Annotated in this window: 21 protein-coding genes and 1 tRNA gene; 9 read left to right on the top strand and 13 right to left on the bottom strand. The window is 67.3% G+C overall.

Annotated features, from left to right (window positions below):
• Positions 1-92 precede the first annotated feature (92 nt).
• Entirely contained in the window at positions 93-2,144 is a 2,052-nt protein-coding gene (gene mnmC / locus KHP16_RS08295; protein ID WP_211959930.1) for a bifunctional tRNA (5-methylaminomethyl-2-thiouridine)(34)-methyltransferase MnmC2/FAD-dependent 5-carboxymethylaminomethyl-2-thiouridine(34) oxidoreductase MnmC1, read from the bottom strand.
• A gap of 112 nt (positions 2,145-2,256) precedes the next feature.
• On the opposite strand from mnmC, the gene KHP16_RS08300 reads away from it, so the two are divergent.
• Positions 2,257-3,105, top strand: coding sequence for a 23S rRNA (adenine(2030)-N(6))-methyltransferase RlmJ (locus KHP16_RS08300; protein ID WP_109580885.1), 849 nt, complete (start codon positions 2,257-2,259; stop codon positions 3,103-3,105).
• Here the strand turns inward: KHP16_RS08300 and KHP16_RS08305 are convergent.
• The 6 genes from KHP16_RS08305 to KHP16_RS08330 form a co-directional block, all read right to left on the bottom strand.
• Positions 3,102-3,461, bottom strand: a complete 360-nt coding sequence (locus KHP16_RS08305) for a VanZ family protein (RefSeq protein ID WP_179593431.1) — start codon at positions 3,459-3,461, stop codon at positions 3,102-3,104. The two genes, KHP16_RS08300 and KHP16_RS08305, sit on opposite strands and share 4 nt — an antisense overlap.
• A gap of 151 nt (positions 3,462-3,612) precedes the next feature.
• Positions 3,613-3,699, bottom strand: a tRNA-Leu gene (locus KHP16_RS08310).
• A gap of 126 nt (positions 3,700-3,825) precedes the next feature.
• The gene (locus KHP16_RS08315; RefSeq protein WP_244835688.1) at positions 3,826-5,151 is read right to left on the bottom strand and encodes an MFS transporter; all 1,326 of its coding nucleotides are present in this window, start codon (positions 5,149-5,151) and stop codon (positions 3,826-3,828) included.
• A 112-nt stretch (positions 5,152-5,263) separates the two neighbouring features.
• On the bottom strand, positions 5,264-6,583 hold the full coding sequence (locus KHP16_RS08320; protein WP_211959931.1) for an amidase: 1,320 nt from the start codon (positions 6,581-6,583) through the stop codon (positions 5,264-5,266).
• 58 nt (positions 6,584-6,641) lie between these two features.
• A complete protein-coding gene (locus KHP16_RS08325; protein WP_109580881.1) occupies positions 6,642-7,319 on the bottom strand; it encodes a DUF2848 domain-containing protein in 678 nt (225 codons plus the stop codon).
• A gap of 33 nt (positions 7,320-7,352) precedes the next feature.
• On the bottom strand, positions 7,353-8,063 hold the full coding sequence (locus tag KHP16_RS08330; protein ID WP_109580880.1) for a GntR family transcriptional regulator: 711 nt from the start codon (positions 8,061-8,063) through the stop codon (positions 7,353-7,355).
• Positions 8,064-8,307: 244 nt separating this feature from the next.
• Here KHP16_RS08330 and KHP16_RS08335 point away from each other — a divergent pair, with 244 nt between their 5' ends.
• Entirely contained in the window at positions 8,308-9,081 is a 774-nt protein-coding gene (locus tag KHP16_RS08335; protein WP_109580879.1) for an IclR family transcriptional regulator, read from the top strand.
• Positions 9,082-9,111: 30 nt separating this feature from the next.
• On the opposite strand, the gene KHP16_RS08340 is transcribed toward KHP16_RS08335, so the two are convergent.
• Positions 9,112-10,359, bottom strand: a complete 1,248-nt coding sequence (locus tag KHP16_RS08340; RefSeq protein ID WP_211959932.1) for a Zn-dependent hydrolase — start codon at positions 10,357-10,359, stop codon at positions 9,112-9,114.
• Between the two features lie 156 nt (positions 10,360-10,515).
• Here KHP16_RS08340 and KHP16_RS08345 point away from each other — a divergent pair, with 156 nt between their 5' ends.
• The 7 genes from KHP16_RS08345 (at position 10,516) to KHP16_RS08375 (ending at position 17,971) form a co-directional block, all read left to right on the top strand.
• Entirely contained in the window at positions 10,516-12,210 is a 1,695-nt protein-coding gene (locus KHP16_RS08345) for an ABC transporter substrate-binding protein (RefSeq protein ID WP_115952421.1), read from the top strand.
• Positions 12,211-12,278: 68 nt separating this feature from the next.
• Positions 12,279-13,229 carry an ABC transporter permease gene (locus tag KHP16_RS08350; protein WP_109580876.1) on the top strand — a complete coding sequence of 317 codons (951 nt, stop codon included), beginning with the start codon at positions 12,279-12,281 and terminating at the stop codon, positions 13,227-13,229.
• A 30-nt stretch (positions 13,230-13,259) separates the two neighbouring features.
• Positions 13,260-14,147 (top strand): ABC transporter permease, encoded by an 888-nt coding sequence (locus KHP16_RS08355; protein ID WP_109580875.1) that lies wholly within the window; start codon positions 13,260-13,262, stop codon positions 14,145-14,147.
• Between the two features lie 2 nt (positions 14,148-14,149).
• Entirely contained in the window at positions 14,150-15,232 is a 1,083-nt protein-coding gene (locus tag KHP16_RS08360) for an ABC transporter ATP-binding protein (protein WP_109580874.1), read from the top strand.
• An 11-nt stretch (positions 15,233-15,243) separates the two neighbouring features.
• Positions 15,244-16,260 carry an ABC transporter ATP-binding protein gene (locus tag KHP16_RS08365; protein ID WP_109580873.1) on the top strand — a complete coding sequence of 339 codons (1,017 nt, stop codon included), beginning with the start codon at positions 15,244-15,246 and terminating at the stop codon, positions 16,258-16,260.
• 27 nt (positions 16,261-16,287) lie between these two features.
• Entirely contained in the window at positions 16,288-17,478 is a 1,191-nt protein-coding gene (locus KHP16_RS08370; RefSeq protein ID WP_115952423.1) for an amidase, read from the top strand.
• 79 nt (positions 17,479-17,557) lie between these two features.
• Positions 17,558-17,971 carry a DUF3830 family protein gene (locus tag KHP16_RS08375; protein ID WP_109580871.1) on the top strand — a complete coding sequence of 138 codons (414 nt, stop codon included), beginning with the start codon at positions 17,558-17,560 and terminating at the stop codon, positions 17,969-17,971.
• 15 nt (positions 17,972-17,986) lie between these two features.
• On the opposite strand, the gene KHP16_RS08380 is transcribed toward KHP16_RS08375, so the two are convergent.
• The 5 genes from KHP16_RS08380 to KHP16_RS08400 all read right to left on the bottom strand — a co-directional run bounded on the left by KHP16_RS08380 (position 17,987) and on the right by KHP16_RS08400 (position 24,481).
• Positions 17,987-18,697: an LrgB family protein gene (locus KHP16_RS08380; protein ID WP_109580870.1), complete on the bottom strand. Its 711-nt coding sequence runs from the start codon at positions 18,695-18,697 to the stop codon at positions 17,987-17,989.
• Positions 18,698-18,699: 2 nt separating this feature from the next.
• On the bottom strand, positions 18,700-19,131 hold the full coding sequence (locus KHP16_RS08385) for a CidA/LrgA family protein (protein WP_109580869.1): 432 nt from the start codon (positions 19,129-19,131) through the stop codon (positions 18,700-18,702).
• 95 nt (positions 19,132-19,226) lie between these two features.
• A complete protein-coding gene (locus KHP16_RS08390; RefSeq protein ID WP_115952425.1) occupies positions 19,227-20,150 on the bottom strand; it encodes a LysR family transcriptional regulator in 924 nt (307 codons plus the stop codon).
• 42 nt (positions 20,151-20,192) lie between these two features.
• Positions 20,193-23,303, bottom strand: coding sequence for an efflux RND transporter permease subunit (locus tag KHP16_RS08395; protein WP_109580867.1), 3,111 nt, complete (start codon positions 23,301-23,303; stop codon positions 20,193-20,195).
• A gap of 14 nt (positions 23,304-23,317) precedes the next feature.
• Positions 23,318-24,481 (bottom strand): efflux RND transporter periplasmic adaptor subunit, encoded by a 1,164-nt coding sequence (locus KHP16_RS08400; RefSeq protein WP_244835718.1) that lies wholly within the window; start codon positions 24,479-24,481, stop codon positions 23,318-23,320.
• Positions 24,482-24,811: the final 330 nt, after the last annotated feature.

Raw genomic sequence — 24,811 nt, forward strand, 5'->3', positions numbered from 1 at the left:
GTTCGATGACGACCCCCGATACGCATCCGGCGGGCTCCGTGCGGACGGAAAACGCGGATTATCGCATGGTTTTCATTCGGTTCCGGCAGTTTTTACCCGGAAGCGGAATCCGCGGCGCGCAGCCCGTGGCGTAATGCACGCAGCAGCAGACGTGCGGGATCCACGGCGTCGGCCAGATCGCTCTCTACCGGAAGCGGCTCGCCTTCGATCTGGCTGGCCACGAGTTCCGCGGCCATAGCCGCCCATGTGAGGCCGCGGGAGCCGAACGCAAGGGACGCATACAGGCCGGGGAGCCGCGGCAGATCGCGCAGGTGCGCGCCACGGAGCGCGTGGGCATGTTCCAGCGCCCGCGCCTCGTCGGGCAGACGGCCGATCATCGGCAGGCGGTTATGCGTTACCGTGCGGACGCCGACATAACCCTCCAGCGTGCGCGGATCCAATGTGCCGGGCGCGCCGGCGCGATGTTGCGACAGCGTCGGCAACAGCGCCGCCAGGCGCGCGAGGTTGTCCGCATGGACCTCGGGCCGCGCGACCAGCGGGCCTTCGTCGGGGTCGTAACTCGACCCCACGCGCGCGCTGCCGTCCTCCGCGCGCGGGAGCAGATAACCGTTCCCCGTGACCACGCAGTCGGGCCATGTGCCGAGGGCATCCACCGCGGCTGCCGGCAGATCGGTCAGTTGACCCCGCACGCGGCGGAGTTCCCGATACGGCGACGGCAGCAGCCGCGCGGCTTCATACGCGTTGGCGAGCACGAGCACGGGCGCCGTGGCGATGACGCTGCCATCGGCTGCGAGCACCTGCCACCAGTCGTCGGTGCCTTCCGCACCTTCCGCACCTGCTGGTGCCCCGGGCACGCGCGCGATGCTGGCGACTTCGCAGCCAAAGCGCGCGGTAACGGCGGGGCCGGCGTGCGCGAGTTGCGCCGCGCAGATGTCGGGCGGCGCTACCCAACCGCCCTGCCCGAACCACAAGCCGCCACGCGGCACGGCGGCGCCATGCGCATCGGCAGCTTCGCCTGCGGACATCCACCGCACGAACGACTCCGGAAAGCCCAGCGCCGCGAGCGCGGCCCGCTGCGCCGCGTTCTCGGCCTCATCCTCGCCGAGTTGCAACACGCCGCAGCCGTGCCACCCAACGTCATGCCCGGCGGCGGCCAGCGCGCGCCACGCACGCAAGGCATGGAGATTCCCCGCCCGCGACAGCCGGGACAACAGACTGTCATCGCTCGAGATATGCGCATGCATCGCCGCCGCCCGATGCGCCGATGTCTGCCGCGCCGGTCCGGCGTGCCGATCGACGAGCGTCACGCGCCACCCGCGCGCGGCCAGCCGCTCCGTCACCGCGCAACCGGCCAAACCCGCCCCGATCACCACCGCATGACGCTCGGGCCACGAACCCGCCACCGGCGGCGCATGCCGGCGGGTTTTCCATGCGGGCGCAAAGCGCGCTACCGTCATATCGCGCTTGCCGCCAAACCCCGGCACCTTCCGCACATCGAACCCAACCGCCTGCAACCCGCGCCGCACGAAACCCGCGGCGGTGTACGTCGCCAGCGTCGCATCGGCGCGCGCCAGACGAGACAGCCCGCGAAACACGGCCTCCGACCACATATCGCCATTGCGGGACGGCGAAAACCCATCCAGATAGAACGCATCCGCGCCGACCGCAAGCCGGGGAAGCAGCGCCTCGGCATCGCCGAACGCGAGCGTCAGGGTCACCGCCCCCCCCGGCGCATGCGGGAATTCAAGCCGATGCAGCCCGGGCAACATGTCCGGCCACGCGTCCTGCAGCAACGTGGCCAGCGGCAACAGCGCACCGAGCCCGGCATGCAACTGCCACAGACCGTCGCGCGTAAAGGGATGCTTCTCGATGGAGACGAAATGGAGATGCCCGCAGCGCTGCGGGTCGTCGCGCCACGCCTGCCAGGTCGCCAGAAAATTGAGCCCCTGCCCGAATCCCGTCTCGACGATCACGAACTGCCGGCGGCCGCGCCAGCGTTCGGGCAGGCCATTGCCGCCGAGAAACACGTGGCGCGCCTGCGCGAGGCCGCCACGGCTGCTGTGATACACGTCGCCGTAGCGCGGGGAGTAAGGGGTGCCGTCACCGTCAACGATCGGCTCGGCAGGCTCGAGAGCACGCGGCATGGGCGCGGATTTCGCTTTCCATTTGAGGGAACCGGGGGCGCCGGATGGTAGCATAGCGGCCCCTTGTGCCCCACCCCGGCCGGACGCCGCCCTCGCGCCCGCCCCCGATGCCATGTTCAGCTACCGCCACGCCTTCCATGCCGGCAACCACGCCGATGTGCTCAAGCACGCGATCGTCGTGCAGTTGCTCGACTATCTGACGCGCAAGGACAAGCCGTTCTGGTACGTCGACACGCAGGCCGGCGCGGGGCTCTACTCGCTCGAACATGCGTACGCGCAGAAGAACGCCGAGTTCGAGACGGGCATCGGTCCGCTCTGGGAATCGGAAGAAGAACTGCCCGCGATGCTCGAAGCGTATCTGGAGCAGGTGGACGAACTGAACCCCGACGGCGAACTCAATCGATATCCCGGTTCGCCATGGCTGGCATGGCAGATGCTGCGCGAGGCTGATCGCCTGCGCCTGTTCGAACTGCATCCGACCGAGATCCAGGTCCTGCGCGACAACTTCCGCGGCGCGGGCCGCCGGGTCATGCTCTATGACGCGGACGGCTTCGAAGGGCTGAAGGCTATCCTGCCCCCGCCACCGCGCCGCGCGCTCGTGCTGATCGACCCCGCCTACGAGGACAAGAACGACTATGCGCGCACGGTACGCGCGGTGCAGGACGGGCTGCAGCGGTTTGCCACGGGGATGTATGCGGTCTGGTATCCGCAGGTGCAGCGACGCGAGGCGATACAGCTTCCCGAGCAACTGAAGCGCCTGCCGGTCAAGAGCTGGGTCCACGCCGCCCTCACCGTGAAGTCCCCGGTCCCCGGGGGGCTCGGCCTGCATGGCAGCGGCATGTTCGTGATCAACCCGCCGTGGACGCTGAAGGCCGATCTGGAAGCCGCGCTGCCGAAGCTCGTGGAATTGCTGGGACAGGACGACGGCGCGTCCTACACGCTGGAGTCGCTGGACAACTAGGCCGACCGCGCCGCCAGCCGCGCCATCAACGCGCTGATCGCGAACCCGATCAGCGCGCCCGCGGTATCGGCAACGACATCGATCGCATCGGCATCGCGATACGGCGTAAAGCCCTGCAGGATCTCGATCAACACGCCATACGCGACCAGACCGAGCAACACGCCCCACATCCGCCCCGGCCACGCCCGCGCCCCCAACACGGCCAGCGTGCCAAACGCGAGCATGTGATTGGACTTGTCCCACCCGGTAGTCGGCATCGGCGTCGACGGCGGCAGCAGCGCCAGGACCAGAATGGCAGCGGCGCAGCCCCAGAACAACAGGCGAAACATCCCGATCGAGCGAAGCGTCGTGGTCATGGCCGGGTTGGGAAAAGAAGAGACGAACGTAACGTTACCGCAAACGGTAGCGGCGGAATGTTCGTGAGCGCACCTGTTCGGGTATGCGCGCGTTCGGGCATGCACTCCCGGCGCGGAAGTGAGGCCAGAATCAAGGAAGAATGATGGAGGTTGGTGCGAGGGAGGGGACTCGAACCCCTACACCATTGCTGGCGTCAGGACCTAAACCTGGTGCGTCTACCAATTTCGCCACCCTCGCAGTCCCTGTCTTGATGCTTGTTTCGCTGGCGTGCGTGGCCGCCATAAAACAAGGCTGCGGATTGTAGCGCAACGCGGGAGGGGAATCCAGTCCCCCTCCCCGCTTGTCACCGGGTCGCCGTCGGGATCAGCGTTTGACGCGGATGAAGGCGAGTACCAGCACCGTGGCGCAGGCCTCCAGTGCGGCGACGAAGTACAAGCCGGAGGACAGCTGGCCCGTGGTCGTCTTGAACCAGCCGATCATGTACGGCGCCACGAAGCCCGCGAGGTTGCCGATCGAGTTGATCAGGGCGATACCGCCTGCTGCCGCCGTGCCGGCGAGGAAGGCCGACGGGAGCGACCAGAAGACCGGGAACGCCGCGAGGATGCCAATCGAGGCGACCGTCAGCGCGCACAGGGCCATCGTCGCGCTCTGGAGCCAGAAGCCCGTCAGCGTCAGGCCCACGGCGGCCAGCAGCGTGGCCATCGCGCAGTGCATGCGGCGTTCGCCCGAGCGGTCCGAGTGGATGCCGTTGAGCACCATCGCGATGGTACCGGCGATGAACGGAATCGCCGAGACGAGACCGATCTTCAGGTTGCCCTGCACGCCGAGCTCCTTGATGATCGACGGCGACCAGAACGCGATGGTCGCGTTGCCGCTCACCACGCAGAAGTAGATGGCCGCGCAGATCCAGACGCGCGAGTTCGAGAACGCGTCGCGCAGCGACGAATGCTTGGCCGGGTCGCGCGCGTCGGCTTCCACGTCGCGCGTGACCAGCGTCTGCTCGGCGGCGGTGAGCCACTTCGCCTTGACGGGCTTCTCCGGCAGGTACATCAGCACCGCGATGCCGGCGAGGACCGACGGAATGCCTTCGATCACGAACAGCCATTGCCAGTTGGCGAGACCGTCGACATTGTCCATCGTGGTCATGATGAAGCCGGCCAGCGGGCCGCCCACCACGCCCGCGATCGCGAACGACGTCATGAACAGGCCGTTGATGCGCGCGCGGCGCTCGGCCGGGAACCAGTACGTGAGGTACAGCACCACGCCCGGAAAGAACCCCGCTTCGAAGATGCCGAGCAGGAAACGCAGCGCATAGAACTGCATCGGCGTCTTGACGAAGATCATCGCCATCGAGGCCAGGCCCCAGAGGATGGTGATGCGCGCGAGGGTCTTGCGCGCACCGATCTTCTCGAGCAGCAGGTTGCTCGGCACCTCGAAAAGGAAGTAGCCGATGAAGAAGATGCCCGCGCCGAAGCCATAGACGGCTTCGCTGAACTGCAGGTCCTGCAGCATCTGGAGCTTGGCGAAACCGACGTTGACGCGGTCGATCCAGGCGAGGATGAACAGGAAGACGAGGAACGGAATCAAACGTACCGTGATCTTGCGGTACGCGTCGTTGCGCTGCCGGGTGACTTCGGCAGGCGGCAGCCCACCGGTGACGCCCTGGGCGCCGGCTAACGTGGAAGACATCGGTGCAACTCCTTGATGGTGGTACACGGGGCCACGCTGCATTGGCATGGCCCTCGGGCGACATTGGCGAACGCTGTGCTGGAGCGCCGCGGGAACACTGCAAAAAGGCGCGTTACAGCGCGGCTTCGATCGCGCCCGATACCTGCAGCACACGCGCATCCCGCCCATGCAGGCCGCACACGCCCAGGCCGATACCGTTGCCGAGCGGCAGCGACGCCGCGCAACCGTCGAGGAAGTTGATGACGCTGGCATTGCGCAGCACGAGCCCATTGGTGGCGAAGAACGCGTCGTCGGCCTGCAGCGCATCCAGGCGCGGCGGACGCACGGCGACCGTCGGCATCAGCCATGCATCGGCATCGCGCAGCAGATACGCGGCTTCCGCCTGCATCGCGCGGCGCGCCGCCAGGAGCTCGATATAGTCGGCGGCGCTCAGCTTCTCGCCGCGGCGGATGCGCATGGCCACGCGCGGGTCGTACCGATCGCCGCGTTCGGCCAGCAGTTGCCTGTGCCAGTGCCACGCCTCGGCCGCGGTCAGCCCGCCCGCCGCGTTGATCTCCGGCAGCCTGCGCAGCGCGCCGAACTCGAACGGCACGATCTGGGCGCCGAGCTTCGACAGCCTGGCCAGCGTGGCGTCGAACGCGGCGGCCACGTCGTCATCCATCCCGTCGCAGACGAAATCGCGCGTCACGTACAGCCGCAGGCCCGCCAGCGTGGCGGGACGCGTATCGAGCGTCTCGCCCGACAGCACCGCATCGACGGCCGCGCAGCAGGCGACCGACCGCGCGAGCGGACCGGCCGAATCGAGCGACGTGGACAGCGGCACCGCGCCGTCGAGCGGCACGCGCTTCGCGGTCGGCTTGAAGCCCGTCAGGCCGCAGAAGGCCGACGGAATACGAATCGAGCCGCCCGTATCGGTGCCCAGAGCGGCCACGGCCATGCCCTCGGCCACACTGACCGCGCCGCCGGACGTCGACCCGCCCGAAATCCGCTCGGGATCGATCGGCGTGCGCGGCGTGCCGTAATGCGGATTGAGGCCCAGCCCGGAGAACGCGAACTCGCTCATGTTCGTGCGACCGATCAGCACCGCCCCGGCCGCGCGCAGACGCGCCACCGCGGGCGCATCGGCGGCGGCGGGCGCGCCGTCCAGCGCTTTGGAGCCCGAGCGCGTGACCTGGCCGCGCACGTCGAACAGATCCTTGATCGACACCGGCAACCCGGCCAGCGGCGACGCCACGAGGCCCGCCACGCGGGCCTGATCGGCGGCGCGCGCCGCGGCGATCGCGCCGTCGGCATCGACTTCGAGGAAGGCGGCGCCACCGGCCTCCCGATGCTGCTGGATGCGCGCGAGCGCGGCCTCTGTCAGCGCGACGCTGCTCGTGCGGCCTGCCGCGAGTTCGGCCGCAAGCGCGGCGATCGTAGACGTCTGGTCCATGTCGTTCCCCTGAAGAGCCTCGTTGTCGGTATGGGTGTAGCGTTGGCCTGCCGGTCCGTTATTCAGCGACGGCCAGGCTTTCCACGCGATAGGCGTGGCGGAGCGTGCGGTTGCGCACGGGGTCGTGCAGCTCGACCTCGAACGCTTCGCCATGCCCCAGTTCGCCGATGACCGCCTGCGTGCCGCAAAACATCGCCGTGCCCGGCGGCAGCGCGTCCTCGCCGGTCAGCCGGCGCACGAGGTCGCGCGGGTCCAGCAGGCGCGTGACCTTGCCCTCCTGATACAGCGCGCGCTTGCCGTCGCGCACACGCCAGCAGCGCATCTCGAGGCTGTCCCAGTGATCGGCCACCTCGTCGAAGCGCCACACCTCGCGGCCGACGGGCTTGCCGCACATCTGCTTGGACACCGTGACGTCATACGCCTCGACCTTGCGGTCCGTATGGTCGGAGCCGATGCCGATGTACAACTCGCCCTGCCCCTGCAGCAGCACGAACTCCGTCTCGCCCGACGAATCGTCGCGCGGGACTTCCAGCACGTCGCTCGTCGTCAGCAGCGACGCGGCCAGCGGATAGAAGCACGGCACCGTGGAGGGCGGCTTCACGCCGATGTCCTGGAGTTCCTTGATGTGGTGTTGCACCGCGTCCGCGTCGCGGCCGGTCCAGCCGGCGATGATCAGTCGTTCGATGTCGAGGGCGAGTGCGCCCCCGCCGGCTACCTGGAATTGCAGTGTCGGCATTGCGTGAATCCTGTTGCGAGAAGAGTGGGTCGTTCAGAGTGTCCGGATGATGTTCTTCCGGAATTCGTCGATATGTTCGCGAATCGACTCGCGCACCGCCGGAATGTCACGGCGTTCGAGCGCGTCCACGATCTCCAGATGTTCCTGGTAGACGTTCTCGAGGTGCTGCGGGTCGGACAGCGAGAGGAACCAGAAGCGCGCCTGCTTCTCGTGCAGGCTGCGCAGCAGGTCGGCCAGCACGCGATTGCGCGAGGCGGCCGACATGGCGGTATGGAACTTGAGGTCCAGCGAGGCCAGCGCGGGGATATCCCGGCGCGCGATCAGGTCCGGCGAGCGGTCCACGATGTCGCGCATCGCCTTGAAGTCGCTGTCGTGGCCGCGTTCGCAGGCCAGCGTGGCGCACAGCACCTCGTTGGTCGCGCGCACTTCGATCATGTCGAGTACGTCGTTCAGCGACAGCGGCGTGACCAGGATGCCCTTGCGCGGGAGGATCTGGACGAGCCCTTCCACCTCCAGCCGATGCAGCGCCTGATGGACCGGCGTGCGGCCGAGGCCGAGCAGCGCGGCGACCTGCGCCTCGTTGAGCGGTTCGCCGGGGCGGAACTCGCACGCGATGATCCGGCGCTTGATCTCGATATAGGCCTGCTCGCGCATGGCCGCGCCGCTTTGCGCGGGCGTGAGCGGGAGTTTGGCTTCGAGCGCGTCGGGGGCGTCGGTCGCTACCAGTCGGATAGGGCGCGTCATGGGCGGACTGCGGTGTGTCTTAAGTTGCTGTGATACTAGTGTGATATTTCACTGGGCACAAGACGGTTTTTTATCAGGGTTTACCTGAGGTCCATGGGAGGTGGATTCCGCCGGGCATTGAAATCGCTAGGGTTACCTACCCGTTCCGTATCGATGATCGATACGCGCATATCTTGGTGCAATACGCGGCCATCGTGGTGCAGCGGGTCACGACGTTGGTGCTTGTTTTCTCTCTGTCTTCTTCATGTCCGAACGGCCCGATCCGCTTTTCAACCAGTCCCTCGAGAAAGGCCTCGAGGCCTTGCGCGCGTTCACCGCCGTGCATCGCACCCTCACCCTCGTCGAGCTCGCCGCCATCACCGGCATGACCAAGAGTTCGGCGCAACGCACGGTCCATACGCTCGAGCAGCTCGGCTACGTCGACAAGCACCCGCAGACGCGGCGCTTCCGCTTGACGCCCAAGGTAATGGAGATCGGCTACAACTACCTCGCCGCGGATGCGCTGATTCCGATCGCCAGCCCGTATCTGTCGCAGCTGGCCAATACCAGTGGCGAGACCGCGAACCTGACGGAGCCTGTCGGGCTCGACATGGTCTACGTCGCGCAGCTCATGACCGCCAAGCACATGCCCGTGCTGACGCCGGTGGGCATGCGCATTCCGATGTACTGCACGAGCTCCGGGCGCGCTTACCTCAGCACGCTGCCCGATGCGCAGGTACGGTCGATGCTCGAGACTTCCGCCCGCGCGCCGCGCACGCCCGCGACGCTGACGGATGTGGAGACGATCTTTTCCCGCGTGGTGGCGTGCCGGTCGGTGGGGTATGCGTGCAACGAGGAGGAGCTGTTTCTCGGGGATATGGGCGTGGGCGCGCCGATCGTGAACAGCCAGGGGATCGCGGTGGGGGCGGTGCATGTGTCGCCGCCGGTGAGCCGGTGGACGATGGAGGAGGCGCAGCGGAAACTGGGTCCGCTGGTGGTGGAGTGTGCGTGGGCGATTTCACGTTCCATCGGCCATTGAAGGGGCGTTGCGCCCCTTCATGGCAATCCGTCAACCGGCCACGCTCAACATCGCCTGCAACAACACATTCGCCCCCGCCTCGATATGCTCGGGCAGCGCATCCTCCAGCTCGTTATGGCTGATGCCGTCCTTGCACGGCACGAAGATCATCCCCGTTGGCGCGCGCTGGGCGACGTACACCGCGTCGTGCCCCGCGCCGCTGACCACCTCCATGCTCGGCAGACCGAGCAGCTCGGAAGCCTTGCGCACGGCCTCCACGCATGACGGCGCGAACACGCAGGGCTCGAACTTCACCACCTGCCTGATCTCCACCTGCACGGCCGCCGCATCGGCGATCCCGGCAAACGCCGCGCGCATCGCGGCGTCCATGCGGTCGAGCCCGTCCTGCGACAGGTTGCGGAAGTCCACCGCGAAATCCACGCGCCCGGGAATCACGTTGCGCGAGTTGGGCTTGACCTCCAGATACCCCACCGTGCCCCGCCCATGCGGCGCCTCGTCGCGCGCGATGCGGTTGACGGCTTCCACCATGCGCGCGGCGGCCAGCATGGCGTCGTGGCGCAGCGCCAGCGGCGTGGGGCCCGCATGCGCGTCCTGCCCCGTCACGACCACGTCGTACCACTGCTGCCCCAGCGCGCCAGACACCACGCCGATCGGCAGCCCGGCGGCTTCGAGCACGGGACCCTGCTCGATATGGGCCTCGAAATACGCGGCATACATGCCGCCCGGAACCTCGCCCGCCTTCTGCGCCCCACGATAGCCGATGGCGTCGAGGGCGTCGCCCACCGTAATGCCGGCGCGGTCCGCCTGTTCGCGGGCGAAGTCCGCGTCGAACACGCCCGCAAACACGCCGGAGCCCATCATCACGGGCGTGAAGCGCGTGCCCTCCTCGTTGGTCCAGATCGCGACCTCCACCGGCGCGCGCGTGACCACGCCGAGGTCATTGAGGGTCCGCATGACTTCGAGCCCGGCCAGCACGCCGAAGTTGCCGTCGAACTTGCCGCCCGAGGGCTGGGTGTCGATGTGGCTGCCGGTGGCCACCGCGGGCGCGGCCGGATCGCTGCCCGCGCGGCGCGCGAACACATTGCCGATCTCGTCCACGCGAATCTCCAGCCCCGCCTCGCGGCACCACCGCACCACGAGATCGCGGCCCTGCTTGTCCTCTTCGGTCAACGCGATACGACAAACGCCGCCCTTGGGCGTGGCGCCCAACGCGCCGAGATCCATGAGCGATTGCCATAGGCGCGGGCCGTTGATGCGGGGAGTGTGCAGGGTGTCCATGTGAGTTCTCTGTTGTCGATGAGTGCGAGTTGCGGCAGAGGATTCAGCAAGAAGCAGACCATCGTTCAGGGAATGCCCGTCAACCGTTGCCCCCACGGTGGCACATGACTTGCTAGCTCCCAAGCACTCCCTTCCCCACCCTCAGGAGCTCTGCCTGTGAACCACCATCCGTCCTCCCACGCGAAAGGTTTTCCCTCCGGTTTCCGTACGGTGCTCGCCGCGACCGCTGCTGCTCTCGCCTTCTCCGCGCTCGCGTTGCCCGGTGTGGCCAACGCCGCGGACAAGACGTTGCGGATCGGCATGACCGCCGCCGATATCCCCCGCACGCTCGGCCAGCCCGATCAGGGCTTCGAGGGTAACCGGTTCACCGGCATCCCGATGTACGACGCGCTGACCGCATGGGACCTGTCGAAGAGCAACGGTCCGAGCCTGCTGATCCCGGGCCTGGCCACCGAGTGGAAGGTCGACGACAAGGACAAGACAAAGTGGACGTTCAAGCTGCGTCCCAACGTGAAGTTCCACGACGGCTCCGCATTCAATGCCGACGCGGTGGTGTGGAACGTCAACAAGGTCCTCGACAAGACCGCGAAACAGTTCGACCCCAGCCAGGTCGGCGTGACCGCCTCGCGCATGCCCACGCTCCGCAGCGCGAAGAAGATCGACGACCTGACCGTCGAGCTCGTGACGTCCGAGCCCGACTCGTTCCTGCCGTACAACCTGTCGAACCTGTTCATGGCCTCCCCCGCGCAGTGGGAGAAGAAGCTGGCCGCCGTCCCGGCATCCGTGACCGACGCCGCCGAACGCAGCAAGCAGGCGTGGGTCGCGTTCGCGGCGGACGCCTCTGGCACGGGGCCGTTCAAGATGACGCGCTTCGTCCCGCGTGAACGCCTTGAGCTCGCGAAGAACGCCACCTATTGGGACCCGAAGCGCGTGCCCAAGATCGACAAGGTCGTGATGGTCCCGATGCCGGAAGCCAACGCCCGCACGGCAGCGCTGCTATCCGGCCAGGTGGACTGGATCGAAGCCCCCGCCCCCGACGCGATCGCCCAGATCAAGAGCCGCGGCTTCGAGGTGTACGCCAACGCGCAGCCGCACATGTGGCCGTGGCAGCTGTCGTTCGCCCCGAACTCGCCGTGGCTCGACAAGCGCGTGCGTGAAGCCGCGAACCTGTGCGTGAACCGCGCCGGCCTCAAGACGCTGCTGGGCGGCTACATGGCCGAGGCCAAGGGCATCGTCGAGGCGGGCAGCCCGTGGTGGGGCAACCCGAAGTTCGACATCAAGTACGACCCGAACGCCGCGCGCAAGCTCATGACGGAAGCGGGCTACTCGGCCGCCAAGCCGGTGAAGGTCAAGGTGCAGGTGTCCGCATCGGGCTCGGGCCAGATGCAGCCGCTGCCGATGAACGAGTACGTGCAGCAGAACCTCAAGGAGTGCTTCTTCGACGTGGACTTCGACGTCGTGGAGTGGAACACGCTGTTCACGAACTGGCGGATTGGCGCGAAGGATCCGAGCGCGCACGGCGCCAACGCGATCAACGTGAGCTTCGCGGCGATGGATCCGTTCTTCGCGATGGTCCGCTTCGTGAGCACCAAGACGCAACCGCCGGTCTCGAACAACTGGGGCTACTTCGGTAACGCCGAGTTCGACAAGCTGATCGAGAACGCCCGTACGTCGTTCGACGAGAAGGGCCGCGACGCCGCGCTGGCCAAGCTGCATGCCCGCATCGTCGAGGAATCGCCGTTCGTGCTGATCGCGCACGACGTCGGCCCGCGCGCGATCTCGAAGAAGGTCAAGGGCGTGGTGCAGCCGCAGAGCTGGTTCATCGATATCGCCACGATGTCGATGGATTAAGCTCGTTTCACCCCCTCCCCACCGGGGGGGGGACGCCTTTCCCCACAAACCAACAAGCCACCGCTGCGATGATCTATCTGCTCCGCCGCCTCCTCTACGCGCTGCCGATCCTGCTCGGCGTGGCACTGCTGTGCTTCTCGCTGGTCCATATCGCGCCCGGCGACCCGCTCGTATCGGTGCTGCCGCCCGATGCGTCGGAAGAACTGCGCCGCCAGCTAACCGCGCTCTACGGCTTCGATAAACCGTTCCTCGAACAATTCCTCCACTGGCTGCTGCGCGCGCTGCACGGCGACCTCGGCACGTCGATCGCGACGAACCGGCCCGTGATGAGCGAAGTGTCGACCGCGGTGATCAATTCGATTCGCCTGGCCTCGGTGGCCACGCTCATCGGGTTCACGTTCGGATGCCTGTTCGGCTTCGTGGCCGGCTATCTGCGCGACTCCGTCTCGGACCGCGTCGCCTCGTTCCTGTCGGTGCTCGGCGTGAGCATCCCGCACTACTGGCTCGGCATGGTGCTCGTCATCGCGTTTTCCGTGCTGCTCGGCTGGCTGCCCGCGACGGGCGCCGGTCCCGGCGGCTCCGGCGACTGGGCGTGGGACTGGGAACACTTCCAGTACATGCTGCTGCCCGCCATCACGATGTCCGTGATCCCGATGGGCATCGTGGCCCGCACGATCCGCGCGCTCGTGGCGGAGATTCTCTCGAACGAATTCATCGTCGGCCTGCGCGCGCGGGGTCTCTCCGATGTCGCGGTGTTCCGGCACGTGGTCAAGAATGTCGCGCCCACGGCGCTGTCCGTGATGGGCCTGCAGCTCGGCTATCTGCTTGGCGGCTCGATCCTCATCGAGACCGTGTTCTCGTGGCCGGGCACGGGCTTCCTGCTGAACTCGGCGATCTTCCAACGCGATTTTCCGCTGCTGCAAGGGACGATCCTCGTGCTGGCCGTGTTCTTCGTGCTGCTGAACCTGCTCGTGGACGCCCTGCAGACGCTGTTCGATCCGCGCATCGAACGTAACTGATTTCCCAGCCTTCGCTTCTCGGAGAGCCTCATGGACCTGACCCTCGACAAACGCACGGCGCCGCTCGCCGTGCAGCGCTCCCCCGGATACTGGGCCACGGTCGGCCGCCGCCTGCTGCGCAACAAGCTCGCGATGGTGGCCGCATGCATCCTGATCGCGCTGATCCTGATGGCGCTGTTCGCCCCGCAGTTGATGCCGAGCGACCCCTATGCGTCGTCGATCCTCAAGCGGCTCAAGCCGATCGGCACCGAGCACTACCCGCTCGGCACCGACGAACTCGGCCGCGACATGCTCTCGCGCCTGATGCTGGGCGCGCGGCTTTCGCTGTTCATGGGCATCACGCCCGTGCTGCTCGCCTTCGTCATCGGCAGCGCGCTCGGCATCGTCGCCGGTTTCGCGGGCGGCCTGACCAACACCGTGATCATGCGGCTGACCGACATCCTGTACGCGTTTCCGTCGGTGCTGCTGGCCATCGCGCTCTCGGGCACGCTCGGCGCGGGCGTCGGCAACGCCCTGCTTTCGCTGACCATCGTCTTCGTGCCGCAGATCGTGCGCGTGGCGGAGAGCGTGACCACGCAGGTCCGCGCGCGCGAGTTCGTCGACGCCGCGCGCGCGTCGGGCGCTTCGGCGCTGACCATCGTTCGCGCGCACGTGCTCAACAACGTCCTCGGCCCGATCTTCGTCTATGCCACGAGCCTCATCTCGGTCTCGATGATCCTGGCCTCGGGTCTCTCGTTCCTCGGTCTCGGCGTCAAGCCGCCCGAGCCCGAATGGGGCCTGATGCTCAATACGCTGCGCACCGCGATCTACACCCAGCCGTGGGTGGCCGCGCTGCCCGGCGCGATGATCTTCCTCACGTCGATCTCCTTCAACCTGCTGGCCGATGGCATTCGCTCGGCCATGGAAATCAAGGACTGAACATGAACGACACTCTGGAAGCGACCGCGTTGCCCGCCGCCCGCGATGTCGGCGGCCCGGCTCAGCCATTGGTCATTGCCCGCGACCTCGTCAAGCATTTCCCGCTGAAGTCCGCCATCCCCTTTCGCCGCGCCGGCGAGGTCCGCGCGGTAGACGGCGTGAGCTTCGACGTGCTCAAGGGCGAGACGCTCGGCGTGGTGGGCGAGTCCGGCTGCGGCAAGTCCACCACGGCGCGGTTGCTGATGCAGCTCACCGCGCAGGACAGTGGCGAACTGATTTTCGACGCGCAGGGCGTGGGCTCTCCGCAGTTGCCAATGAAGGCATTCCGCAGCCAGGTCCAGATGGTGTTTCAGGACAGCTACTCGTCGCTGAATCCGCGCCTGACGATCGAGGAGTCGATTGCCTTCACGCCGCGTGTGCATGGCGTGAGCGCGCGCGAGGCGACCGAGCGCGCGCGCTATCTGCTGGAACGTGTGGGACTGGCGCCGGCGCGTTTCGCCGGGAGGTATCCGCACGAACTGTCCGGCGGTCAGCGCCAGCGCGTGAACATCGCGCGCGCACTGGCGCTGCGTCCGCGGCTGGTGATTCTCGACGAGGCCGTGTCCGCGCTGGACAAGTCGGTGGAGGCGCAGGTGCTGAACCTGCTGCTCGACCTCAAGGCCGAGTTCGACCTGACGTATGTGTTCATCAGCCATGACCTCAACGTGATCCGCTATCTCTGCGACCGCGTGATGGTGATGTACCTCGGCAAGGTGGTGGAGGTAGGCGATACGGAGTCGATCTACGCGAATCCCGCACACCCCTACACGCGCGCGCTGCTGGCGTCCATGCCGTCGATGGACCCCGACCACCGCACGCTGGCCGCGCCGCTTGCCGGCGATCCGCCGAACCCGATCAACCCGCCCCCGGGATGCAGCTTCCACCCGCGCTGCGCGCGCGCCGAGCCCGTTTGCGAGCGCCGCGCGCCGGTGCTGACGGACGCGCTGGCCGGGCATCCCGTGTCGTGCCTGATGGCCATGCCCGATGGCGGGCATTCGCTGCCGTTGCGGCGGATGACGCCGGGCCTGCACGCGGCGACGCCCTGAGGAGGACTACGATGAGCGAAACCCAAACTTCTGTCGCTGCACCTGTCGTCTCGGTACGCGACCTGCACGTATCCTTCCACGGCAGCGGCAAGACCATTCAGGCCGTCAACGGCGTCTCTCTGACCGTCAACGCCGGCGAGTCGCTCGCGCTGATCGGCGAATCCGGCTCCGGCAAGAGCGTCACGCTGCGCGCGCTGATGCGCCTGCATCCGCCGCGCCGCACGCGCATGGAGGGCGAGATCCGCGTCGATGGCGAGGACGTGCTCGCCATGGACAAACGCGCCCTGTCGCGCCTGCGCGGCGGCAAGGTGGCGATGGTGTTCCAGGAGCCGTTGCTGGCGCTGGACCCGGTCTATACCGTCGGCCAGCAGATCGTCGAATGTATCCGCACGCATGCGAAGGTCACCAAGGCCGAGGCGCGCGAGCGCGCGCTCAAGGCGCTCGAGTCCGTCCGCATTCCCAGCCCCGAACGCCGGCTGGCGGCGTATCCGCACGAGATGTCGGGCGGCATGCGCCAGCGCGCGATGATCGCGCTGGCGTTGTCCGCACAACCGAAGATCCTGCTGGCCGACGAGCCGACCACCGCGCTCGACGCCACCGTGCAGATCCAGGTGCTGATCCTGATGCGCGAGCTGCAGCGCGAACTTGGGCTATCCATCGTGTTCGTGACGCACGACATCGGCGCGGCGGTCGAAATCGCCGACCGTGTGGCCGTCATGTACGGCGGCCGTATCGTCGAGGAGGGTCCGATCCGCACGCTGATGCGCGAGGCGCGGCATCCCTATACGAACGCGCTGCTCAAGAGCCGGCAGCACGGCATGTCGCGCGGCGAGCGGCTGGAGACGATCGGCGGCGCGCCGCCCGACCTCTCCGCGCTGCCGCCGGGCTGCACCTTCGCCCCGCGCTGCGCGCACGCGCGGCCCGAATGCCTGAAGGAGGTACCCCGCGCGGTATCGCTGGGCAACGGCCATCGTGTCAGCTGCGTACTGGTATCGGAGCCCGCCGCCCCGGCCACCGCTGCCGCATAAACCACTAACCGAGAGGACCTCATCGCCATGACCTTTGCCACGCATCCCGCCCGCGCGTTCATGCCCTACCCCGACGTCGCCGTCCCCAACGCGCCGGAAGGCCCCCTCGCGGGCCTCACCTTCGCGGTCAAGGATCTGTTCGACGTGGCGGGCTACCCGACCGGCGGTGGCAATCCGCATGTGCTCGCCCGCTCGGGCATCAAGACGGCCACCGCGCCCACCGTGCGGAAATTGCTGGACGCCGGCGCGCAGTTCATCGGCAAGAGCCACACCGACGAAATGGCGTTCTCGATGAACGGCAAGAACTTCCACTACGGGAGCCCCTACAACGGCGGCGCCCCGGATCGCATCACGGGCGGATCGTCCTCCGGCTCGGCCTCGGCGGTCTCGAACAGCCTCTGCGACTTCGCGCTCGGCACCGATACCGGCGGCTCGGTCCGCGCCCCGGCGAGCCACTGCGGCCTGTTCGGCATCCGCCCGTCCCACGGCCGGATCTCGCTCGAACTGTGCCAGCCGCTCTGCGAGACGCTCGACACCTGCGGCTTCTTCACGCGCGACATCGCCACGTTCGCGCGCGTTGCCGACGTGCTGCTCGGCACGGACACCGCGCCGCTGCCGGCGACACCGCGCATGCTCATCGCCAGCGACCTCATGCCGCTGCCGACCGACGAAGCCCGCGCCGCGCTCGCGCCCACCGTGGCGCGGGTGGAAGCCATCCTCGGGCCAGCCACGCCCGTGACCGTCGCGGACCGGCCGCTATCGGACCTCTACTGGGCGTTCCGGTACATCCAGGGCTGGGAAGCGTGGCAGTCTTCGGGCGAGCTGATCGAGCAATACGGCCTCGAACTGGGCTCCGATATCGCGGGACGGTTTGCGTTCAGCAAGCAAGTCAGCGCCGAGCAGTTCGAAACATCGAGCCAGATCCGCGCCGAGTTCACTGCGCATCTCGGCCGCCTGCTCGGCACGGATGGCGTGCTCGTGCTGCCGACGATGCCCGACATCGCGCCCTTGCGCACGTCCCCGATGGAACTGTTCGAGGATTACCGCATGGCGGCCGCGCATATGCTGTGCCTGACGCCGCTGTCCGGCTTCCCGCAACTGAGCCTGCCGCTGTCGGGCCGCGAGGGCGCGCCCTATGGCATTTCGCTGCTGGGGCCGAAGGGCAGCGACCGCAGCCTGATCGCCGTGGCGGAGACGCTGCTGGCCAGCTGGGGCTGAGCGCACTCTGCGGCGGCCTCCTGAAACCTAAGGTTTTCCCTTCTCCCATCGGGGGAAGGGAGCACCCATACTCCGACTCATGACAAAAATCCGTATCACGGCCGCTGGCCACACCTTCATCGCCGAAACCAACCCCGACGCGCCCGAGACCGTGGCCGCGTTCATGAAGCTGCTGCCGTACCGCCAGAAACTCATCCACGTGCGGTGGAGCGGCGAAGGCTGCTGGATTCCGCTCGGCGAATTCAAGCTCGGCGTGGGGTTCGAGAACCATACGAGCCATCCGTCGGTGGGCGACATCTTGTTCTATCCCGGCGGCTACAGCGAGACCGAGATCATCCTCGCGTATGGCAGCTGCTGCTTCGCCAGCAAGATGGGCCAGCTGGCCGGTAATCACTTCCTGACGATTACCGAAGGGAAGGAGAACCTGCGCGCGCTCGGCACCAAGGTGCTGTGGGAAGGCGCGCAAGACGTGGTCTTCGAACTCGCTGAGTAGCGGAGTAGTCGGGGATTAGTAGGGGAACATCGTCAGCACCGCGTGCGTGAACTGCGGGCCGACCAATACCATCAACACGCCAGCCAGCACCATCGTCAGGCTGGCGACCACCCCCTCCTCCGATCCGCGCTGCCGCGCCCGCACGGTGCCGAAACCGTGCGCGGATGCGCCCAGCGATGCGCCGTTGGCCACTGGCGACAGGTGCATCATCCCCAGCACGACATCGCCGGCGATCATGCCGACGAGACCCGTGATCACCGTGAACAGCGACACGAGTTCCGCGGAGCCGCCCGTCTGCTGGACCACGGCCATCGCGAACGGCGTGGAGATCGAGCGCGCCATCAGGCTGCTCGACACCGTCGGATCGAAGTGGAACATGCCCGCAAGCCACCGCGCGCTGATCACCGCCACCAGCATGCCCACCACCACGCCAAGGCTCAGCGCGAGCCAGTGACGCCGCACGATCGCGCGCTGCTCGTAGATCGGCACGGCGAAGGCGATCGTCGCGGGGCCGAGCATCCAGACGAGCCAATGCGTATCCGCGACGTAATCGCCGTACGGGATATCCGTGGTCAGCAGCAGGCCGATGGTCAGCGCGGGCACCAGGATGGCCGGCGACAGCCAGATGCGCGGGCGGCGCTGGTAGAACGGTTTGAGCGCAAAGTACAGCGCGCACGTCCACACGATGCAGAACGCGGCGGCGTAGGCATGCGAATCGGGATTCATGTTCAGGACTCCTGCCCCCGGCGGGCGGCGATCCACCGCTCGAGACGGCAACCGACATGCACGGCCAGCGCGGTGGCGGCCATGACGAGCACCGTCCCGACGACCACGGCGATGACGATCTGCACGCCCTGCGTGCGGAACAAGTGGCCGTACTGCATCACGGCCACGACGCATGGGATGAAGAACAGCACGAGCTCACCGAGCAGCCAGTTGGCGCCGTCCCGGAACCACAGCACGTTGCCGCGCCCGGACAGCAGCAGCCCGAGCACGGCCAGCAGGCCAATGACGCCGGGCGACATGGCAAGGCCGGTCAGACGGGTCAGCGCGGCGGCCGCCAGCCAGATCGCCACCATCACCGCGATCTGGGCGGCAACCCGCATGGGCGCCGGCGATGCCAGCCGGCGGGTGAGATAGGTGGACACAACGGTTTTCATGCTGCCGATTATTCGCCGCGCGCGATGCGGCGCCAAGGCAACGTTTCCGCACCGGCTGTGCAAATTTGCACAACGCCGGCGCCCAGGGGGTGCCCCTACCGTCGCTTCCCCTTCGGCCCCAGAAACATCGCCCTGCTCGCATCCACCTCGTCGGCGATAAACCTCGCCACCTCCCGCACATGCGCCGCACGCTGATGGTCCACGTGCACGTGCATGTGGAACGTGGCCTGCACCTCGACCTCCTCCGGCAGCACCGGCACCAGCTCGGGAAAGTTGAAGGCGATGTACGCCGGCAGAATGCACAGGCTGCGGCCAGCCAGCGTGGCCTGCACCTGCGTCAGCAGGTTCGACGACCGCAGCCGCGGATGCAGCGGCACCTCGGTGACGCCGAGAAAATTGAGCTCCGGCGTGAACAGCAGGTCCTCCATGTACCCGATGAACGCATGCCCGGCCAGATCCTGCTGGTTGCGGATCGGCGGCGCGGACTTCAGATAGCTGCGGGCACCATACACATGCATGCTGTACTCGGTCAGCCGCCGCGACGCCACGCGCAGATGCTCGGCACTGGACAGGCCGATGGCGATGTCCGCCTCACGCTTGGCCAGACTGAACAACCGCGGCGCGGCAATGAGCTCGATCTCGAGCCGGGGGTTTTTCTCGAGCAGCTTGTGGATGCGCGGGGCAAGGAAGTAGGTGCCAAACCCGTCGGGCGCCCCGATGCGGACGGTGCCGCCAATCTCGTGGCCCCCTTCGGCCACCGCCCGCGTGGCGACCATCGCGCTCTCGATCCCCTGCGCGGCCTCCATGAGCCGATTGCCCGCCTCGGTGAGCTCGTAGCCAACGTTGGACTTGTGGAACAGCCGGCTATTGAGCGCCCGCTCGAGCGACTGCACATGGCGCGCCACGGTGGTGTGCTCGGTCCCCAGCTGCTCGGCGGCCGCACTGAGCGTCCCGGTGCGGGCCACGGCGAGGAAATAGCGGAAGTCGTCCCAGTTTTCTTTCGGCGGCCGGCTTGGCATGGATGGAGTCGGTGACGAGCGCAATGACAATGACCACGCATCTTACCCGGCCATCACGCCCCCATGCGCCTCCGGCCTCCGTACCCGGAACCACGCCGCATACAGCGCCGGCAGGAAGAGCAGCGTCAGCACGGTGGCGATGATCAGCCCGCCCATGATCGCCGCCGCCATCGGCCCCCAGAACAGCGACCGCGACAGCGGGATCATCGCCAGTACCGCCGCCGCGGCGGTCAGGATGATCGGGCGGAATCGCCGTACCGCCGATTCCACGATGGCATCCCAGGGCGCCGCCCCCGCCGCGATGTCCTGCTCGATCTGGTCCACCAGAATCACCGAGTTCCGGATGATCATGCCCAGCAGCGCGGTAATACCCAGTTGCGCCACGAACCCCATCGGCGCATTGAGCAGCAGCAACGTCGCGGCAGCCCCGATCAACCCGAGCGGCCCCGTCAGAAAGACCATCACCGCGCGCGAGAAGCTATGCAGCTGGAGCATCAGCAGCGTGAAGATCAGGAAGATACACAGCGGCAATTGCGCGGCAATGGAGGCCCCCGCCTTGCCGCTCTCTTCCTCCGCCCCGGCAATCGTAATGAGATACCCCGGCGGCAACTCCGCCCGCAAGGCATCGAGCTTCGGATTGATCTGCGCCGTCACGGTAGGCCCCTGGATCCCCTCGACCACATCGGCCTGCACGGTAATGCCAAAGTCGCGATTCTCGCGCCAGATCACCCCCGGCTCGGATTGCAGCGTCACGCGGGCGATCTGCGTCAGCGGCACCACACGCCCCGTGTTGGTCGGCACCAGCGCATTGGTCAGATCGGACATCGCATCGCGCTCGTTCAGCGGCGCGCGCATGACGATATCGATGAGCTTGTCCGCATCGCGATACTGCCCCACGGGCACGCCGGTCAGCACGGTCTGCGTGACCCGCGCAATCGCATTCGTGGTCACGCCCAACGCCCGCGCCTTGTCCTGATCGATCTCCAGACGCAGCATCTTGACGTTCTCGTTCCAGTTGTCATTGACGCCAACCGTATTCGGGTTGTCGTTCATCACAGCCTTCACCTTGTCGGCCAGTTTCCGCACCGTCGCCGCATCGGGCCCGATCACGCGGAACTGCACGGGATACGCCACCGGCGGCCCGTTCGGCAGCAGCTTCACGCGCCCGCGCATCTGCGGAAACTGCGTGGCGAGCACGTTCACCACGCGCTGCCGCAACGCATCGCGTACCTCGCCGCTCTTCGGCATCACGATCGCCTGCGCGACGTTGCTCTGAGGAAAGATCTGGTCGAGCGGCAGATAGAAGCGCGGCGCCCCCGTGCCGACGAACGTCGTCACACTCTGCACGTCGCCATCATGCTGCATCGCGCGTTCGAACCGCCGAGCCTCCGCCTCCATGTTCGCGAAGCTCGTCCCCTCGGGCATCCACAACTCGACCATCAGCTCGGGCCGGCTCGAATCCGGGAAAAACTGCTTCTCGACAAACTTGAACGCAAAGATCCCCAGCGCGAACGCCACGAGCGTGATGGCGATCACCGTCTTGCGCCACGTCACGCACCAGTCGACGAGCCGCCGGAAGCGCGCGTAGAACGGCGTGTCGAAGACCTCGTGATGCCCGCCCGCCGTGGTCCGCGTCTTCAACAGCAGATACCCGAGGTAAGGCGTGAAGTACACCGCCGCGAACCACGACAGCACGAGCGCGAGCGCCGTCACCGCGAAGATCGCGAACGTGTATTCGCCAACGGTGGACCGTGCCAGCCCCACCGGCAGGAAGCCCGCCGCCGTGATCAGCGTGCCCGTCAGCATCGGCATCGCGGTCGAGGTATAGGCAAACGTCGCCGCCTCCATCTTGGAGAAGCCTTCCTCGAGCTTCCGCACCATCATCTCGACCGCGATGATCGCGTCATCGACGAGCAGCCCGAGCGCGACGATCAGCGCCCCGAGCGATATCTTGTGCAGACCGATGCCGAAGATATCCATGAACAGGAACGTCACCGCAAGCACCAGCGGAATCGTCAACGCCACCACGAGCCCGGGCCGCACATCGAGCCGCAGCGGCCGGGTATGCAGCCCCAGCGACACGAAGCTGACGCCCAGCACGATGACCACCGCCTCGATCAGCACATGCACGAACTCGCCCACCGAGCGCTTGACCGCCTGCGGCTGGTCCTGGACCTGATCCATCTCGATGCCGACGGGCAACTGCCCGCGCAAGCCGTCCACCACGCGCCGCAATTCCTTGCCGAGCGCGATGATGTCCCCGCCCTTCTCCATCGAAATGCCGAGCCCGATCACATCCTTGCCATTGAAGCGCATGCGCGACGCGGGCGGATCGATATACCCGCGATAGACATGGGCAATGTCGCCAAGGCGGATGTTGGCGATGCCGTTCGGCCCGCGCAGGACCAGGTCCTCGAGGTCCTTGACGTCGGCAAACTGGCCCGTGAGCCGCACCTGAAGGTTGTCGGTGGGCGTCACCAGCACGCCGCTGCCGGTCGGATTGTTCTGCTCGGTAATCTGGTTGGCGATCGCATTGATGTCGAGCCCCAGCTGCGCGAAACGCGCCTGATTGAACTCGATGTAGACCTTCTCGTCCTGCAGGCCGAGCAGCGTGACCTTCGCCACGGCGGGCACGCGCAGCAGCGCCTGCCGTACGAGATCCGCGTACTCGCGCAGTTCCTTGTAGGTGAAGCCATCCGCGGAGAGCGCATAGATGGAGCCATACACGTCGCCGAACTCGTCGTTGAAGTACGGTCCGCGCACGCCCTGCGGCAGCGTCTGCGCGATATCGCCGATCTTCTTGCGCACCGTGTACCAGATCTGCGCGGTGTCCTTCGCCGGCGAATTGTCCGCGAGCTGGAAGATGACCGTGGTCTCGCCCGGTTTGGAGAAGCTGCGGATCTTGTCCGCGTACGGCACCTCCTGAAGCTGCCGCTCGATCTTGTCCGTGACCTGCACGGCCATCTGCTCGGCGGTGGCGCCGGGCCAGAAGGCCTGCACCACCATCACGCGGAACGTGAACGGCGGATCTTCATCCTGGCCAAGCTGGAAGAAGGCGAGCAGGCCGCCGATCAGCAGCACGACGAGCAGGTAACGCGTGAGCGGCTGGTGTTCGAGCGCCCACCGCGACAGATTGAAGCGGGAATGGTCCATGCGCGCGGCCCGGTCTACTTCGGGCCGCCGCCCGAGGCGGCCACCGGCGTACTCGGGGAAACGCTCTGCATCGGCTTGACCGCCTGGCCTTCCTTGAGCAGATGCACGCCGGCGGTGACGATGGTCTGCCCGGGGGCCAGACCCTGCCGGATCACGATGTCGTTGCCGATGGCCTCGCCCAATGTCACCTGCACGGGCCGCACCGTGCCGCGCGCGCTTTCCACCGGGACCTTGCCGTCGGCCTTCCGGTCCGTCCTGACGGGTTCGTAGATCCACACCAGGTTGCGCCCCTGATCCTGTAATAACGCGGTCAACGGCACGCGGATCGCGGCCGTCTCACCCGTCCGCAGGAACGTCACCACCGCCGTCATGCCGATCCGCAGATCGGCCGGCGGATTCGGCACCGACACGCGCGTGGGATAGGTCCGCGTCACGGGATCGGCCGCGGCCGAAATCTCGCGCACGCGCGCGGGCAGCCTGCGATCGGGCTCGGCCCAGGTATGGACCGTCACGTCGCCCACCGCGCGCAGCATTTCCACCTGATCCTCGGGCAGCCCGATCGCCACTTCCTTCTCCGCGGTCTGTGCCACGCGAATCACGGGCTGCCCCGGGGTCACCACCTGCCCCACCTCGGCGTCGATCGCCGTGACCACGCCATCGGCATCGGCGGTCAGCACCGCATAGCCGGTCTGGTTCGCCTGATTGCGCAATCCCGCCTCGGCCTGCTGGAGGCGCGACACTGCCGCATCGTACGTAGCCTGCCGGCGATGCTGCTCGGCGGCGCTGATAAAACCGCGCTGGAACAGCTCGTTGTAGCGCTTGAGGTCGGACGCCGCGAGGTCGCGGTCCGTCTTCGCCGCGTCGTACTGCGCGCGCGAACCCTGCTCCGCGAGCGCGAGGTCGGTCGGATCGAGCCGCGCGAGCGGCTGCCCCTTGCGCACGCTGGCGCCCACGTCCACGAGGCGCGCGGCGATCTTGCCGCCGACGCGGAAGCCGAGCCGCGATTCGACGCGCGGGCGCACCTCGCCGGAGAACTCGAACGCGGTCTGCCCGGCCGCGGGATGCAACTGCATCAATCTCACCGGACGGACGTCCGGTGCCGCTTCCTTCGGCTTGCCGCAGCCGGCCAACGTGAGCGCCCCCGCCATCAGCAGCACCGTACCCACGCTGGCGGCCATGGCGGCGCGCGCGGAGGCGGCGCCACCACGCGCGGCAACGGCAGGCGCGGAGATGAGGGGGGCGGCAGCAGGCTCGGGGACGGCCCCGACAAGGGGTGCGGGCATCGAAGGAAGAGGTATCAGGACGTCGCGAAAGTCAGTAAATAACTTGCCGGTCAGTAATATAACGATCCGCCCGAGGTGCGTCAAACGCCAGTGCGACCGAACGCCCGCTTGGGAGCGCCAGCGGTTGACAACGGGTGGCGAGCCGCGTCCGGATGCGCCAAATATCGCCAGACAACGCGGCCGTGCGCGGCGCGGACGCAAACCTATGGTCTAATGCTGGCCCGC

Source organism: Cupriavidus plantarum (assembly GCF_905397285.1).
GTDB lineage: Bacteria > Pseudomonadota > Gammaproteobacteria > Burkholderiales > Burkholderiaceae > Cupriavidus > Cupriavidus plantarum.

Excerpts from the sequence above, each read along its gene's own strand:
- KHP16_RS08335 (WP_109580879.1), top strand. The coding sequence starts at position 8,308 with ATGTCCGAACGGCCCGATCCGCTTTTCAACCAGTCCCTCGAGAAAGGC.
- KHP16_RS08385 (WP_109580869.1), bottom strand. The coding sequence starts at position 19,131 with ATGAAAACCGTTGTGTCCACCTATCTCACCCGCCGGCTGGCATCGCCG.
- KHP16_RS08305 (WP_179593431.1), bottom strand. The coding sequence starts at position 3,461 with ATGACCACGACGCTTCGCTCGATCGGGATGTTTCGCCTGTTGTTCTGG.
- KHP16_RS08400 (WP_244835718.1), bottom strand. The coding sequence starts at position 24,481 with ATGGCCGCCAGCGTGGGTACGGTGCTGCTGATGGCGGGGGCGCTCACG.
- KHP16_RS08325 (WP_109580881.1), bottom strand. The coding sequence starts at position 7,319 with ATGCCGACACTGCAATTCCAGGTAGCCGGCGGGGGCGCACTCGCCCTC.
- mnmC (WP_211959930.1), bottom strand. The coding sequence starts at position 2,144 with ATGCCGCGTGCTCTCGAGCCTGCCGAGCCGATCGTTGACGGTGACGGC.
- KHP16_RS08360 (WP_109580874.1), top strand. The coding sequence starts at position 14,150 with ATGAACGACACTCTGGAAGCGACCGCGTTGCCCGCCGCCCGCGATGTC.
- KHP16_RS08355 (WP_109580875.1), top strand. The coding sequence starts at position 13,260 with ATGGACCTGACCCTCGACAAACGCACGGCGCCGCTCGCCGTGCAGCGC.
- KHP16_RS08370 (WP_115952423.1), top strand. The coding sequence starts at position 16,288 with ATGACCTTTGCCACGCATCCCGCCCGCGCGTTCATGCCCTACCCCGAC.
- KHP16_RS08350 (WP_109580876.1), top strand. The coding sequence starts at position 12,279 with ATGATCTATCTGCTCCGCCGCCTCCTCTACGCGCTGCCGATCCTGCTC.
- KHP16_RS08320 (WP_211959931.1), bottom strand. The coding sequence starts at position 6,583 with ATGGACCAGACGTCTACGATCGCCGCGCTTGCGGCCGAACTCGCGGCA.
- KHP16_RS08340 (WP_211959932.1), bottom strand. The coding sequence starts at position 10,359 with ATGGACACCCTGCACACTCCCCGCATCAACGGCCCGCGCCTATGGCAA.
- KHP16_RS08380 (WP_109580870.1), bottom strand. The coding sequence starts at position 18,697 with ATGAATCCCGATTCGCATGCCTACGCCGCCGCGTTCTGCATCGTGTGG.
- KHP16_RS08390 (WP_115952425.1), bottom strand. The coding sequence starts at position 20,150 with ATGCCAAGCCGGCCGCCGAAAGAAAACTGGGACGACTTCCGCTATTTC.
- KHP16_RS08300 (WP_109580885.1), top strand. The coding sequence starts at position 2,257 with ATGTTCAGCTACCGCCACGCCTTCCATGCCGGCAACCACGCCGATGTG.
- KHP16_RS08330 (WP_109580880.1), bottom strand. The coding sequence starts at position 8,063 with ATGACGCGCCCTATCCGACTGGTAGCGACCGACGCCCCCGACGCGCTC.
- KHP16_RS08315 (WP_244835688.1), bottom strand. The coding sequence starts at position 5,151 with ATGTCTTCCACGTTAGCCGGCGCCCAGGGCGTCACCGGTGGGCTGCCG.
- KHP16_RS08365 (WP_109580873.1), top strand. The coding sequence starts at position 15,244 with ATGAGCGAAACCCAAACTTCTGTCGCTGCACCTGTCGTCTCGGTACGC.
- KHP16_RS08395 (WP_109580867.1), bottom strand. The coding sequence starts at position 23,303 with ATGGACCATTCCCGCTTCAATCTGTCGCGGTGGGCGCTCGAACACCAG.
- KHP16_RS08375 (WP_109580871.1), top strand. The coding sequence starts at position 17,558 with ATGACAAAAATCCGTATCACGGCCGCTGGCCACACCTTCATCGCCGAA.